Below are 14,177 nucleotides of genomic sequence, written 5' to 3'. Positions count from 1 at the left end.
CCACCGTGTTTATGGCGTATTTGTACGCAAACCTATGTTATAATCCCGCGCAATTAGCTATTAAGGGTTTTTACTTTGCAATTTATCGCACTTACTTCTATCGGAATCGAAAATTTATTGGTTGATGAACTTACAGAGCTTGGCGCTACGGTGTCAAAACAAACTGTGGGTTCTGTTCGCTTTGAGGCTGACTCATTGCTAGCGCAAAAGGTGTGTTTATCAACACGCTTTGCTACGCGTGTACTTATGCTTATTGAAGAAAAAGAAGGCGTAAATGACAAAGACAGCTTGTATAAATTTGCACGCTTACAACCTTGGCAAGAGTGGTTTGGGCCTACGCAAACCTTTGCGGTTGACTTTAATGGCACAAACGACTCGCTTAAAAATACCCAGTTTTCAGGGTTAGTGATTAAAGATGCGATTGTTGATTATTTTAATGATCTGTATGAACAGCGCCCAAATGTTGATAAGCAAGATGCGAATGTACGAGTGGTTGCACGTTTAAATCGCCATGGTGTTTCACTTTATATTGATTATTCAGGCCCGCGTTTATCAGAGCGTGGTTACCGTCAAGGTCAAGGTAAAGCACCAATTAAAGAACATTTAGCTGCAGCAATTATTAAGCGCAGTGGCTGGCTTGAAAATGTTAATCAGCCTTTATTTGATCCCTGTTGTGGTGCTGGAACTATTTTAATTGAAGCCGCTGGAATGGCGCGTAATGAAGCGCCAGGTCTATTTCGTGAAGGCTTTGCGTTTGAACGTTTACCTAGCTTTAGAGTAGCAAAGTTTAAAGAACTAAAAGAGCAGCTTTTAGCAAATATTACCGATCCTAAATTGTGGTTGATTGGCCATGATTACGACGCAAATGTCCTTGATAAAGCCATTGCCAATGCGCAGCGCGCAGAACTTGATACGGTAATTAAGTTTAAACAAAGCGATGCAACTAAATTGACTGCGGTTGCTAAATTGCCGGGTGTTGTTATTTCTAATTTACCTTATGGTGAGCGAATTGGCTCTATGGCTGAGCTGGTTAACTTACATCGCAGTTTAGGTGTTGGCTTTAAAAAACACTTCAACCACTGGAAACTAGCTTTATTAGGCATGGATGAAAGCTTGTTTAAACTGCTTAAATTGGTGAAGCAAAAACGTTATAAATTTAAAAATGGTCCACTTGATGTTGAATTAAACTTGTATCAACTTGATGACAAGCAAGTGAGTCTTACCACGGATGACAAACCGGCTTTAAACTTTGAAGGCTCAATGGCTTTTGCTAATCGCTTGAAAAAGAATAAGCAAGGCTTAAAAAATTGGCTTAAACAAAATCAAGTACATGCCTATCGCGTGTATGATGCGGATATTCCTGAATATAACGTTGCGGTTGATATTTATGGTGATTCAGCGGTTATTTTTGAATACGCAGCACCAAAAGAAATTGATGAAAAAACCTCAGAAAAACGCTTGCAAGATGTTATTAGCTTAACAGCGCAACAACTGGATATTGCACCTGAAAACATTGCGGTAAAAGTACGTAAAAAGCAAAAAGGTGAAGAACAATATACCCCGATGGCTAAGCAAAACAGAACCATGGTGGTAGAGGAGTTTGGTGCTAAGTTTAAAGTTAACTTATTTGATTACTTAGACACCGGACTATTTTTAGATCACCGTCTTGCGCGTCGTTACATTCAAGAAAATGCAAAAGATAAACGCTTTTTAAATTTGTTTGCCTACACGGGAACAGCGTCGGTTCATGCTGCATTAGGCGGTGCAAAAGCAATTACTACCGTTGATTTATCTAAAACCTACCTAAAATGGGGGCAAGATAACTTTGCACTTAACGATATTAGCAATACACGTTATCGGTTTGAGCAAGCCGACTGTTTAAAATGGCTAGAGCATGCACAAGGCCAATACGACTTGATCTTTTTAGACCCTCCAACATTCTCTAACTCTAAGCGAATGAAAGATGCGTTTGATGTACAAAATGATCACATTAAGCTGTTAACTTGGGTTAAAAAAATATTGAGCCCATCGGGTACGCTTATATTTTCTAACAATAAACGCGGCTTTGTGATGGACGAAGTAGGGTTAATGGGCTTAGGCTTAAAAGCGGAAAATATTTCAGAAAAAACCTTATCTCCCGATTTTAAACGTAATAAAAAAATTCATAATAGCTGGTTAATTAAACATGGCTAAGTGGGTTTTATATCACACAGACGGTTGCCACTTGTGTGAGCAAGCAGAGCAACTGTTAAAACCGTTACTTTCATCAGCTGATGAATTACAACTTATTGATATTATGAGCGATGACTCATTAATTTTAGAGTATCAAATCAGTATTCCGGTTTTAAAAAATCAACAAGGTCAGCAATTGTTTTGGCCATTTACTGCACCTCAGGCGCAGCAGTTTTTAGCGCAAGCAGAATAAGAGTAAAGATTAATTATGGATTTAATTAGAATTTCAAAAGCACAATTAGCCTACGGTACGCACCCATTATTAGATAATGCCGATGCGGTTATAGAAAGCGGTGAACGTGTGTGTATTGTAGGGCGTAACGGTGCAGGAAAATCAACGCTTCTAAAAGTCTTAGATGGCCAAGTAATACTCGATGACGGCGAAATAAACCAAGTCGGTAGTTTAAAAATATCGCGTTTAGAACAAGATCCGCCTAAAGGCGCAAGCGGCACTGTATTTGATTATGTTGCCCAAGGTATGCCTGAAATTGCTAACTTACTGATTGATTTTCATCATGTAAGTACACAATTGCAAACAGATTGTACTGATCAGTTACTCAACAAACTAGAGCGCTTATCAAATAAGTTAGAAGCAGCTGATGGCTGGCGTTTTGATAGCCGTATTCAACTGGTTTTAACCCAACTAGAATTAACCCCCGATGCAAAACTAGAATCACTTTCTGGTGGTTGGTTACGTAAAGTTGCACTTGCGCGTGCGCTAGTGAGCGAGCCTGATTTATTATTACTCGATGAGCCTACCAACCACTTAGATATGACAAGTGTAATGTGGTTAGAGCAATTTTTAAAAGAGTTTAAAGGCGGGATTGTATTTATATCGCATGACCGTGCTTTTATTCGCGCCGTTGTAACACGTATTTTAGATTTAGATCGCGGTAAACTAATTTCTTATCCAGGTGATTATGCCACTTACTTAGAACAAAAAGCGCATGATTTAAAAGTGGAAGAAACGCAAAATGCATTGTTCGATAAGCGTTTAGCGGAAGAAGAAGCGTGGATCCGCCAAGGTGTTAAAGCGCGTCGTACTCGTAATGAAGGGCGAGTTCGTGAGCTTAAACAATTACGTAATGAGCGTAAAAAACGCGTTGATCAAGTAGGCAAAACCGATTTCAATATTGAAACGGCTGATCGTTCAGGTAAATTAGTGTTTGAAGCAAAACACTTAAACCATGCATTTAAAGATAAAATAATTGCTGATGACTTCTCTACTTTGGTTATGCGTGGTGATCGTATTGGATTAGTCGGCCCCAATGGCATTGGTAAAACGACCTTATTAAAGCTTCTATTTGGAGATTTAAAAGCAGACAGTGGCGAAATAAAGCAAGGTGTTAATTTAGAGTTTGCGTATTTTGATCAGTACCGTGAAAAGCTTGATGAAGAAGCGACCGTTCAAGATAACGTAGCTGAGGGTAAGCAAGAGGTCATGATGGGCGGGCGTTCTCGCCATGTATTAGGTTATTTACAAGACTTTTTGTTCCCGCCAGCACGTGCTCGTACCCCCGTAAAAGCGCTCTCAGGTGGTGAAAAAAATAGATTACTTCTGGCTAAGTTATTCTTAAAGCCATCCAATATATTGGTTCTTGATGAGCCTACCAACGACTTAGACATAGAAACGTTAGAGTTACTAGAAGATATCATCAATCAATACCAAGGTACTGTGCTGATAGTTAGCCATGACCGTGAGTTTATTGATAATACGTGTTCGAGTGTATGGGCCTTTGAGGGTAACGGCAAGGTAACAGATATCGTTGGCGGCTACAGCGATTATGAAGCCTATACCAACTATTTAGCAGAGCAAGAAAAGAAGCAGCAACAGCAGCCAGTTAAAAAGGTTGAAAAACCAGAGCCGGCACCCGTTAAAAGTAATAACAAAGCAAATAAACTCTCTTACAAATTAAAACTTGAACTAGAGCAACTACCTAATAAAATGGAACAACTTGAAGCTGAGCTTGAAAAACAACAAGAACGAGTAAGTCACGAAGACTTTTTCAAGCAAGACAGTGATGTAACAGCTAAGGAATTGAACCATTTAGCCCAACTTGAGTCTGACCTTGAAGCCGCTTTTGAGCGTTGGGAAGAACTTGAAGAATTAAAGAATCAGTAGTAAGGAATAAAATGAAATATAAATTACTCGCGGCCAGTGTTTTAGCAACACTGAGTACATCGGCATTAAGTGCTACCTATGCGTTAACGGAGTTAGGTAACTTTGAAAACGCAAAACATACTTATGTTACCGATGTGAGTGAAAACGGACATGTCATTGGGCTTGCTAATGGCTTATACAATATCCCAATTGATATTAGTTATATTGATTTTACCGATAGTTTAATTAAGAACGCTTATACTAATGAAGTAAATTCATTTGAACTAAGTGACAAAGAAATTACGTTTACACTTGATGACATCGAAAACAACGACGCTATTTATACCAATGCTGATGCGCATACTTTTATGGTTCGTTTTTTGTCAAACTTATCTGCTAACTTTGAATATCAAAAAATTAGCTCAATTGTTGCTACAAATTACAACAGTGGTGTAATTACAGAGCAATCTTTGTTTGATGTGGCTTCGGTTGATTATGATGGGTTAACGCGATCGACCAGCAATTTTTATAATGCTGTTGCACAGGACGGTACGACCGTAGGTTGGGGCAGTGCACCGTTTGATAAAATCACTTTTACACCAGATGGTGAAACTGAAGAAGAAACTTGGTTTACCCGAGAGTTTATAGAACGTGGTATTTTAATTTCTGAAGGCGGTGTAGAAGTGCCGCTTGTTCCAGAATTTACTGAACATGGTGGGACGAGTAAAGCGTCTGATATTGTTGCCACTGACACGGGTTACGTTGTTGTTGGTAATGTATCAGTGAGTATCCCTACAGAGAGACAAACCTTAATTGCTGATAATTGTGATGGTCTTGATGAACCTGTAATGACCTGTATTGAATCAATTAATAGTCGTAACACACGTGGTTTATTTAATAAAACAGCGGTTAAGTGGACATTAGATAGTGCCTATAATGTAACCTCAACAGAATTGTTAGGTTTAGCGCTGACACCAAAAGAAGATGAAGACAGTAACCCATTTATTAGTAATGCATTAGCGGTTAATAAAAATGGCGTTGCGGCCGGTTTTTCTAATACCCGTTACTTTGATAGAGATTCCACAATTTTAACGATGCCAGTTTACTTTAAAGATGGTGAAGTGGTTGATTTTATTGAACAAAGAGATGACTGGCAAAGTGGTAAAGCATTTGCTATCAACGATAACGATATTGTTGTAGGTTATGCGACCAAGCGAATAGAAGGCACGCTAAGAAACAAACTTTTTTACCATGATATAAATACAAACACGACCGCGTTTCCAGAAGGTTACTTTATAAGTTCAAGCTCATATGCAAATGACATTAATAATCAAGGTTACATTGTTGGTGAGGGTGAAATTGGTGAATCTGAGAACACCCGCCGTTCAGAAGCCTTCATTTATAAAATTGGCGATGACAAGATCACTAACCTAAATAAATTACTGCCTTGTTATGACAGTGATGGTGAAACCAGTTTCAGCTATAAAATGGTAGAAGCTAAATCGATTAATGAAAACAACGAAGTATTTGGTGTTGCGACTAAAACAGTTGAAAAACGAAATTCATTGGGCGGAGTTGTTACCGATGTAAATGGTAATATTGAATATGAAAGTGTAGCCGTTGCGGTAAAACTTTCGCCTATCCCTAATGGTGAAGTTGAGAATTGTAAAGCCCCAGATGCTGAATTTTACGAACGCAGTTCAGCGAGTTTTTCTTGGTTTGGTTTATTATTACTACCACTTGTTGGTTTAAGACGTGTATTTAGATTTTAAATGAGCTTAAATCGTTAAACAGAACGACTAAAAAACCCAACTTGTTATGTTGGGTTTTTTTTGTCTATAGTAATGTAAGCATTTAAAGGAAGAGAGGCTAATTATTTCTCATTCCCCATGCCCGTCTTACAGAGCGGCGCCAAATTAGATCTATTCCAAAGTAGCCAATAACACTGGCGATAGAGGCGCATACCAAAGAACCGACTAAGAATGCAGGGCCAATTGTCGTTAAGCTTTCTATAAACCATGCCCAACTGGCTTCGAACGCAAAGTGTTGTTCTGGTTGATTAAGTACTAATGTACCAACAAGGTAGGAGCCGTAAAAAATTGGCGGCATAGTCAGTGGATTAGTGATCCAGACTAGCGCAACAGAAATGGGTAAATTAACTCTCAAAATTATCGCTGCGGCAGCCGCGAGCACCATTTGAAAAGGAACAGGGATGAAAGCAAAAAAGAGCCCAACAGCAAAAGCACCTCGTGCCGAACGTCTATTTAAATGCCAAAGGTTAGCATCATGTAAAAGACGGCCAAATATTCTTAGCGATTTGTGATGTCTAATTTTATTTGGATCGGGTAAAAACCGTTGGATCGTTTTTTTAGCCATTTAAAGCAACCATTTACTTCTGTGTGGATGAGTCTTGGGTTTGTTATCGGAGTTGTTGTTACCGTATTTTATTACCAAACCCTTGAATTTACAGTTATCACAATTTCAATCCTCATTGTGAGCACGTATTTTAAGCCGTTTTTAACTGTATTGTTAGGCTTTATTTGCGGTATTTGCTGTGTAGCGGCACATTTTATCTTGTTTTATTCATTTGAATTACCTAATGAGCACGAAAAATATGCTTATTCTGTCAATGTTGTTGTCGAAGAGGTTATTTCTTCAACACCTCCACAATACGTAAAAGTGAAAATAACCCGTTTGGAAGATAGCGAATATGGTCAGTTTAGAGCACCTAATGCCTTATTAAGTATTAATTCAACACAACCTATTCAGCCAGGTGATGCTTTTACTGCTCAAGTTAGGTTAAAAAATTTTAGGGGGATTAAAAATTTTACTGTGTTCGACAGTCAACTCTATGCCTTTACACAAAAAATAGCGTTTAAAGGCACAGTATTAAATAAGCAGTTAGCGATTTACAACCGCCCACAAAATAATCATATCGCGGCTTATCGCACTTATGTCAAAAAGCTCGTAAGTAGTGCTGAGCTTAATTGGCTATATTACGTGCTCTTAACCGGAGACAAGTCGTTAATGACCTTTGAGCATAAACAATTAATGCAAAGTCTTGGGTTAAGTCATTTACTGGCTATTTCTGGATTGCATATCTCTTTGGTTTTCGGCTTTTGTTATTTTGCAGTGCGCTGTTTACTTAAGTTGATTAAGCCTGAACTAAATCAATCATTAAATATTGCTATTTTTTATAGCGCTGCTGGCTTTGTTGCCGCTTTTATTTATGTTTACTTGAGTGATTTCATTATTTCGGCAACCCGCGCCTTAATTATGTTGGGTTGTTATTTGTTGCTTTATTATTTAGCGAAGCAAGCGCTTAGATCGCGAAGTATTTTATATGCGTTGGTTATTATTCTAGCGGTTAATCCATTTAGTTTGCTTAATCCTGGCTTGTATTTTTCCTTTTTAGCGGTATGTATTATTTTTATGGTTTTAAAACAGTTTCCGCTGCGAGGTAATTCATTGTTAGCCAACATTCGCACTCTTTTTATTATTCAACTGGGATTATTTATTGGCTTATTACCGCTGTCATTATACTTTTTTAATGGCGTGAGTTTAGCAGGTTTAGTTTTAAATCTTGTCGCTATTCCCATTTTATCTTTTGTATTAATGCCTGCTTTATTTTTAAGTGTGTTGCTGGGGTTATTAACCGACTGGCATGCGTTTATTGTGTTGTATGATTTTCCACTGACCTATATTTATCAAATGTTGTTGGCAATACCGCAGCACATACGTTGGCTTAATGTTGGTCAGGTAAGTATAACCACTGTGGTGCTGCTTTATAGTGTCGTTCCTTTACTTTATTTTATTGAGCTTCGCGTACTGGCGTGTATTCCGCTTTTGACTTTACTGTCTAATTATTATTTTACGCAATCTAGTCTTTGGCAGTTGAACGTATTTGATGTAGGCCATGGCCTAATGGTACTGATAAAAAAAGACAAACATGCGTTTATTTATGATTTTGGCCCGAGTTACTTTAATCGCTTTAGTCGTGTGCCTAGTGTATTACTACCCTATATTGACGCCCATAATCTAACGGTAAGTACTGCGATTGTCAGTCATCAAGATAACGATCATGCCGGAGGTGTTGCGCATTTTAAAGCGGCCGGTTATGCATGGAGTTTTGATTATTTTCATCCAAATGGTGTATATAACGACTGTATAGCAACAACACGCGATTTTCATGGGTTGAGTATTAAAACCTTTACTAAAGAGGAATTTAATAATAGTAATGATAATTCCTGTATCGTTAAAATCTCAGCTGCAAACTATAGTGTGCTACTTACCGGTGACATATCAAAGACGCGAGAGTCTCAATTAATTAAAAAGGAAGATGATTTACAAAGTACCGTTTTGATAAGCCCACACCACGGCAGTGACAGCTCCTCGAGTGACGAGTTTATTAAGGCAGTAAACCCAACGATTGTGATTCATTCAAGTGCCTATCAAGGTCAGTGGCAATTTCCAAGTAAAGCGGTAGTTGAGCGTTACAATAAAATAAACGCCAAACAATATAGCACCGGTGATGTAGGACAAGTTAGAGTTGATTTTTATGCTAAGCACCTTGAGCTTACTACAGCGAGGGCGCAGGAAAGTTATTGGTTTATCAAAGATTGACGTTTTGTTTTGCTGTTGCTAAGGATACAATAGAGGCTGTCAGTGGTTTTAGAGAGTGTTATGGATCAAAGTACTACACAAATTTATAAACGGCTTGTTTCTTACGTTGGTGCCTATAAGTCGGTTGCCATCGTCGCAATTATTGGAATGATAGGTTATTCAGGTATGGATGCATTATTCATCCAACTGATGAAGCCGTTTATCGATGAAGGTTTAAATGAGCGTAATAGTCAGGTACTTACTTATGCGCCATTTGTGGTTATTGCGTTGGTGATCGGGCGTGGCGTATTTAATTTTATGTCATCGTACTGTTTAAGCTATGTTGGTTCGCAGGTAGTGCGTGCGCTTCGCCAAGAACTATTTGAGCATATATTACATTTGCCAGTATCGTTTCATGATAAAAACTCGACTGGCGACCTTATTTCAAAAATTACCTTTGATACAGAGCAAGTACAGCAAGCGATTACCAAAGCATTGCTTATTGTAGTTCGTGAAGGCGCTTTTGTGGTGTTTTTACTTGCAGTTATGTTTTATACCAGCTGGCAATTATCGTTAATCTTTTTAGTTATTATTCCATTAGTGGCTATTATAGTGGCGGTGGTATCTAAACGTTTTCGTCATATATCTAAAAATATTCAGTCTGCGATGGGGCAAGTTACCCGCAGCTCAGAGCAAATGCTCAGTGGTCACAAAGTGATCCACGGCTTTGGTGGTCAAACTCAAGAAATCGATCAATTTTCTAAAATTAATAATCATAATCGCCAGCAACGTATCAAAATGGATGCGACTAAGGCGTTAAGTGTCTCTATCATTCAAATTTTAGCCGCCAGTGCAATGGCCGTTATTTTATGGGTGGTGTCTATGCCCTCAATGATAGACAGTATTAGCTCTGGGGATTTTGTAGTGCTCATTTCTTCGATGATGATGTTACTACGCCCGTTAAAACAGCTTGCCAATGTGAACAGCGATTTACAACGCGGTATTTCAGCTGCGCAGAGTGTATTTTTAGTGCTAGATGAAGAAATAGAAAAAGACACAGGCACCTTATCGGTTGATAAAGTTAAAGGTCATATTGAGGTAAAAAATGTCACCTTTAAATACCCAACTAAAGACGAGCCGGTATTAAATAATTTGTCTATGACTATTAAAGCGGGCGAGAGCATTGCGCTTGTTGGCCGCTCAGGCTCGGGTAAATCCACCATATCAAACTTATTACCTCGCTATTATGATTTAGAAGCGCCCAGTGAAATATTACTGGATGGTATTGCTTTAAATGAATATAAGCTCACCGATTTACGTCGTCAATTTGCTTTAGTATCGCAGCAAGTGGTGCTTTTTAATGACACGATTGCAAATAATATTTGTTATGGCCTCCAACGCGATGTATCGATGGAAGAGCTTCATGCTGTGGCTAAACAAGCTCATGTCTGGGAGTTTGTTAAAGATTTACCGGAACAACTTAACACTATGGTTGGTGAAAATGGGGTGATGCTTTCAGGTGGTCAACGTCAACGTATCGCGATTGCTCGCGCAATATTAAAAGATGCACCAATTTTAATTTTAGATGAAGCGACCTCGGCGCTGGATACTGAATCAGAAAAACTCATTCAACATGCCCTCGATACATTAATGAAAGACAAAACGTCTATTGTAATTGCGCATAGGTTATCGACTATTGAAAATAGTGACCGCATTTATGTAATAGACAGTGGTCAAGTTATTGAAAGTGGTACCCATACAGATTTACTTGCTAACGATGGCACTTATTCTGCGTTATGCAAAATGCAGTTTGGTGAGCAAGGGTGAGTAAAATAGAGCAAAGCTGGTATAAACCTTTTAGCTTAATTACATTATTGCTATTACCACTGTCCGCTATTTTTGGCTGTATATCTTTGCTGCGTAGATATTGCTATAAGTTCGGCATTTTTAAATCGTTTATCAGCAAAACACCGGTTATTGTGGTTGGTAATATAAGCGTTGGCGGTAATGGTAAAACGCCGTTTGTATTGTGGCTTTATGATTATTTAACTGCTAAAGGTTTATCTGTTGGTTTAATTAGTCGAGGTTACGGCGGGCAAGCAGCTCATTACCCGTTATTGGTTACTGCACAAACGACTACACGAGAGGCTGGTGATGAGCCGGTGCTTTTATTTAATCGTTTACAGTGCCCATTAGTGGTTGGCCCTAATAGGCAACACAATATAGAAAAGCTCAACGCAAACTTTAAGCTTGATGTGATCATTTCTGATGATGGCATGCAGCATTACAAAATGGCACGCAGCATAGAATGTTGTATTGTTGATAGCGAAAGAAAATTTGGTAATGGTTTGCTAATGCCCGCAGGGCCACTGCGCGAAACCGTCTCTCGATTAAAGAGCGTAGACCTAGTAATTGAAAATGGCTCTGAGGATGAGTTTAGTTATCGCTTGCAGCCATCGGTTATTAAACGCGTTGCCGATAACACGGATATAGCGACGCCTTTAAAGGCTGCGCATGCGGTGAGTGCTATTGGTAATCCAGGTCGTTTTGAGGCTTCACTGCAAGCACAAGGTATTAAATTACTGTCTACACATCATTTTCGCGATCATTATGCTTATAGCGCTGATGATTTCGCTCAATTTGGCGATGACTGTGTATTAATGACAGAAAAAGATGCGGTTAAATGCCGTGATTTTGCAAAGCCTAATTGGTATTACTTGCCTGTTGATGCTAAACCAACAGCGGCGGTAATAAACACATTAAATTTACTATTAAAAGAAAAAGGGATCCATCATGGCCTTTGATACGAAGTTACTCGAAATTATTGCTTGCCCCGTGTGTAAAGGTAAGTTGCGCTTTGATAAAGAAAACCAAGAGCTGATCAGTACAGCTGCAAAGCTTGCTTATCCTGTACGCGATGATATTCCGGTATTACTTGAAAATGAAGCCCGAGAATTGTCTCTTGAAGAGGTAGAAAAGTGGAATTCGTAGTTGTTATTCCTGCGCGTTACGCTTCTACTCGTTTGCCAGGTAAACCACTTGCTGATATTTGTGGCAAGCCAATGATCCAACATGTCTATGAAAAAGCGTGTTTGTCGGGAGCGAGTAAAGTGGTTATTGCCACCGATCATCAAAAAGTATTTGATGTGGCTAAACACTTTACCAATGATGTATTGATGACTCGAGAAGATCATCAATCAGGGACTGAACGGTTAGCAGAAGTCGTTGATTTACTAAACTTATCAGAAGATACTATCGTAGTTAATGTGCAGGGCGATGAACCATTATTATCCCCTGATAACGTGTCACAAGTGGCTACATTATTAGCGCAATCAACCGCGCCTATGGCAACCCTAAGTGTTGCCATTGAAGAGCGTGATGAGGTGTTTAACCCTAACGCGGTTAAAGTGGTCAGCGATATTAATAAAAATGCCTTATATTTTTCAAGAGCCAGCATTCCATTTGATAGAAGTGCCATGATGGCTGAGCAGCAACCACTTAATTTAGCGCCTTTTCAACGCCATGTGGGTATTTACGCGTATCGCGCAGGGTTTATAAAGCAATATATTCAATTATCGGTATCACCATTAGAAGTTTTAGAATCACTAGAGCAGCTAAGGGTGCTTTACCATGGCTATGCGATTAAAATAGAGCAAGCGCTGGTGATCCCTCATGCTGGGGTTGATACACCAGAGGATTTAGCTAAAGTCGTTGCGCATATTCAAAGTAAAGCGCGTGAATAAAGCAGATACGCCTGTGTTAAAGGTGCAATACACGCACGATGATTTTTATATTATAACTAAACCTGCAGGGCTTAATTTTCATTCAGAAGAAAGCCCTGGTTTTGTGTTTCTTGCTGAGCAACAACTAAACGAAAAATTGTTTGCGGTTCACCGTCTAGACAAAGTGACTTCAGGGCTGATCATATTAGCGCGGCATAAAGACGCTGCGGCAAAGTTTACCCAGATGTTTACTGAGCATACTATTAATAAATTTTATTTAGCTGTAAGTGATTCTAAGCCTAAAAAAAAGCAAGGTTGGGTTAAAGGAGACATGGCGAAGTCACGTCGGGGTACTTTTAAACTATTAAACTCGCAAATAAATCCCGCTATAACGCGGTTTTATTCATTTAGTTTTAAAAGTGGTTTTAGAGCTTACCTATTAAAACCCTATTCGGGTAAAACCCATCAGCTCAGAGTTGCTTTAAAGAGTTTGGGTGCCCCCATAATGGGTGATGCGAGTTATGCAGGCAGCCCTGCAGAGCGTACCTATTTACATGCATTTGCGCTGGATTTTTTATGGAAAGGGCAAAAAATACAACATACCCTGTTGCCAGAATCTGGTGAAGAGTATGCGCAATTGATAAAACATCAAGATTTTAATTCTTGGCAAACGCCGTGGAAACTGGATTGGTAAATGAGTGAACAAGTAACTGATATCCGCTTTGGTGGTATTAAACGACTGTATGGTCAACAGCAATTTGAGTGGTTACAGCAAGCACATTTTTGTATTGTGGGTATTGGTGGTGTAGGCAGTTGGACTGCTGAAGCACTAGCGCGCACCGGCGTGGGCAAAATTACTCTAATAGATTTAGATGATATATGCGCAACCAATGTTAATCGTCAAATTCATGCGTTAACAGGCACTATTGGGGAAGCAAAAGTGGATGCCATGAAGGCACGCTGCGAGCTTATCAACCCTGAGTGTATAGTTAATGTTATTGACGATTTTATAACACTAGAAAATATTCAACAGCATATTCAAGGTTTTGATTATGTTATTGACTGCATTGATGCGGTAAAAGAAAAAGCGGCGTTAATCGCGCACTGTAAGCGTAATAAAATGCCTATAATTACCACGGGCGGTGCAGGTGGGCAAACTGATCCAAGTCAAATTACATTTGGAGATGTGGCAAAAACGACTCAAGATCCATTGCTTGCAAAGGTGCGCTATATTTTGCGTAAGCAGTATAATTTCAGCTCTAATCCAAAACGTAAATTTAATATTGACTGTGTGTATTCAACAGAGCAGCTTGTTTATCCTGGCAGTGATGGCAGTGTGTGCCATGCGAAACAAAATGCAGATGGCAGTATGAATATGGATTGTAATAATGGCTTTGGTTCGGTGACGATGATCACCGGTAGTTTTGGTTTTTTTGTTGCCGCTAAAGCAGTAAGAAAATATTTAGATAAGCGTACACGCTTGAACATTTAATTACAGATTACACATCATATTGTTAAAA

12 protein-coding genes are annotated in these 14,177 nt (G+C 39.0%); 11 read left to right on the top strand and 1 reads right to left on the bottom strand.

What is annotated here, in order from left to right; all coding sequences use genetic code 11:
* Nucleotides 1–75: 75 nt before the first annotated feature.
* The 4 genes from rlmKL to AAEY57_RS04330 are packed head-to-tail and all read left to right on the top strand — an operon-like array spanning nt 76 to nt 6,105.
* Nucleotides 76–2,193, top strand: a complete 2,118-nt coding sequence (gene rlmKL / locus AAEY57_RS04345; protein ID WP_024603050.1) for a bifunctional 23S rRNA (guanine(2069)-N(7))-methyltransferase RlmK/23S rRNA (guanine(2445)-N(2))-methyltransferase RlmL — start codon at nt 76–78, stop codon at nt 2,191–2,193.
* Nucleotides 2,186–2,425 carry a glutaredoxin family protein gene (locus tag AAEY57_RS04340; RefSeq protein ID WP_016900376.1) on the top strand — a complete coding sequence of 80 codons (240 nt, stop codon included), beginning with the start codon at nt 2,186–2,188 and terminating at the stop codon, nt 2,423–2,425. Before rlmKL ends, AAEY57_RS04340 begins: the two co-directional genes overlap by 8 nt.
* Before the next feature lie 15 nt (nt 2,426–2,440).
* Nucleotides 2,441–4,354 carry an ATP-binding cassette ATPase Uup gene (gene uup / locus AAEY57_RS04335; protein WP_350606581.1) on the top strand — a complete coding sequence of 638 codons (1,914 nt, stop codon included), beginning with the start codon at nt 2,441–2,443 and terminating at the stop codon, nt 4,352–4,354.
* An 11-nt stretch (nt 4,355–4,365) separates the two neighbouring features.
* Nucleotides 4,366–6,105, top strand: a complete 1,740-nt coding sequence (locus tag AAEY57_RS04330; protein ID WP_036954646.1) for a DUF3466 family protein — start codon at nt 4,366–4,368, stop codon at nt 6,103–6,105.
* Nucleotides 6,106–6,202: 97 nt separating this feature from the next.
* Here the strand turns inward: AAEY57_RS04330 and AAEY57_RS04325 are convergent, their stop codons facing one another.
* Nucleotides 6,203–6,709 (bottom strand): DUF2062 domain-containing protein, encoded by a 507-nt coding sequence (locus AAEY57_RS04325; RefSeq protein ID WP_013465022.1) that lies wholly within the window; start codon nt 6,707–6,709, stop codon nt 6,203–6,205.
* On the opposite strand from AAEY57_RS04325, the gene AAEY57_RS04320 reads away from it, so the two are divergent.
* From AAEY57_RS04320 to tcdA, 7 genes are read left to right on the top strand one after another with little or no spacing between them, the layout of a single operon-like run.
* Nucleotides 6,689–8,956: a DNA internalization-related competence protein ComEC/Rec2 gene (locus AAEY57_RS04320; protein WP_036954649.1), complete on the top strand. Its 2,268-nt coding sequence runs from the start codon at nt 6,689–6,691 to the stop codon at nt 8,954–8,956. The two genes, AAEY57_RS04325 and AAEY57_RS04320, sit on opposite strands and share 21 nt — an antisense overlap.
* 60 nt (nt 8,957–9,016) lie before the next feature.
* Complete coding sequence (gene msbA / locus AAEY57_RS04315) at nt 9,017–10,762, top strand: lipid A export permease/ATP-binding protein MsbA (RefSeq protein ID WP_013465021.1); 1,746 nt, start codon at nt 9,017–9,019, stop codon at nt 10,760–10,762.
* Complete coding sequence (lpxK, locus tag AAEY57_RS04310) at nt 10,759–11,739, top strand: tetraacyldisaccharide 4'-kinase (protein ID WP_350606576.1); 981 nt, start codon at nt 10,759–10,761, stop codon at nt 11,737–11,739. Before msbA ends, lpxK begins: the two co-directional genes overlap by 4 nt.
* Nucleotides 11,729–11,926, top strand: a complete 198-nt coding sequence (locus AAEY57_RS04305; RefSeq protein WP_008112074.1) for a Trm112 family protein — start codon at nt 11,729–11,731, stop codon at nt 11,924–11,926. The genes lpxK and AAEY57_RS04305 overlap by 11 nt, the downstream gene beginning before the upstream one ends.
* Nucleotides 11,914–12,678, top strand: coding sequence for a 3-deoxy-manno-octulosonate cytidylyltransferase (gene kdsB / locus AAEY57_RS04300; protein ID WP_350606572.1), 765 nt, complete (start codon nt 11,914–11,916; stop codon nt 12,676–12,678). The genes AAEY57_RS04305 and kdsB overlap by 13 nt, the downstream gene beginning before the upstream one ends.
* Nucleotides 12,671–13,351: a TIGR01621 family pseudouridine synthase gene (locus AAEY57_RS04295; RefSeq protein WP_058154677.1), complete on the top strand. Its 681-nt coding sequence runs from the start codon at nt 12,671–12,673 to the stop codon at nt 13,349–13,351. The genes kdsB and AAEY57_RS04295 overlap by 8 nt, the downstream gene beginning before the upstream one ends.
* Entirely contained in the window at nt 13,352–14,149 is a 798-nt protein-coding gene (gene tcdA / locus AAEY57_RS04290) for a tRNA cyclic N6-threonylcarbamoyladenosine(37) synthase TcdA (protein WP_350606569.1), read from the top strand.
* The last annotated feature ends 28 nt before the right edge of the window (nt 14,150–14,177 follow it).

Origin of the sequence: Pseudoalteromonas sp. MER144-MNA-CIBAN-0113, assembly GCF_040308965.1 — a bacterium.
Taxonomy (GTDB): Bacteria; Pseudomonadota; Gammaproteobacteria; order Enterobacterales; family Alteromonadaceae; genus Pseudoalteromonas; species Pseudoalteromonas tetraodonis.
The sequence above is the reverse complement of the archived record's forward strand: the minus strand, read 5'-3'. Positions and strand labels throughout refer to the sequence as shown.

Excerpts from the sequence above, each read along its gene's own strand:
- AAEY57_RS04340 (WP_016900376.1), top strand. The coding sequence starts at position 2,186 with ATGGCTAAGTGGGTTTTATATCACACAGACGGTTGCCACTTGTGTGAG.
- uup (WP_350606581.1), top strand. The coding sequence starts at position 2,441 with ATGGATTTAATTAGAATTTCAAAAGCACAATTAGCCTACGGTACGCAC.
- AAEY57_RS04330 (WP_036954646.1), top strand. The coding sequence starts at position 4,366 with ATGAAATATAAATTACTCGCGGCCAGTGTTTTAGCAACACTGAGTACA.
- AAEY57_RS04325 (WP_013465022.1), bottom strand. The coding sequence starts at position 6,709 with ATGGCTAAAAAAACGATCCAACGGTTTTTACCCGATCCAAATAAAATT.
- msbA (WP_013465021.1), top strand. The coding sequence starts at position 9,017 with ATGGATCAAAGTACTACACAAATTTATAAACGGCTTGTTTCTTACGTT.
- AAEY57_RS04305 (WP_008112074.1), top strand. The coding sequence starts at position 11,729 with ATGGCCTTTGATACGAAGTTACTCGAAATTATTGCTTGCCCCGTGTGT.
- tcdA (WP_350606569.1), top strand. The coding sequence starts at position 13,352 with ATGAGTGAACAAGTAACTGATATCCGCTTTGGTGGTATTAAACGACTG.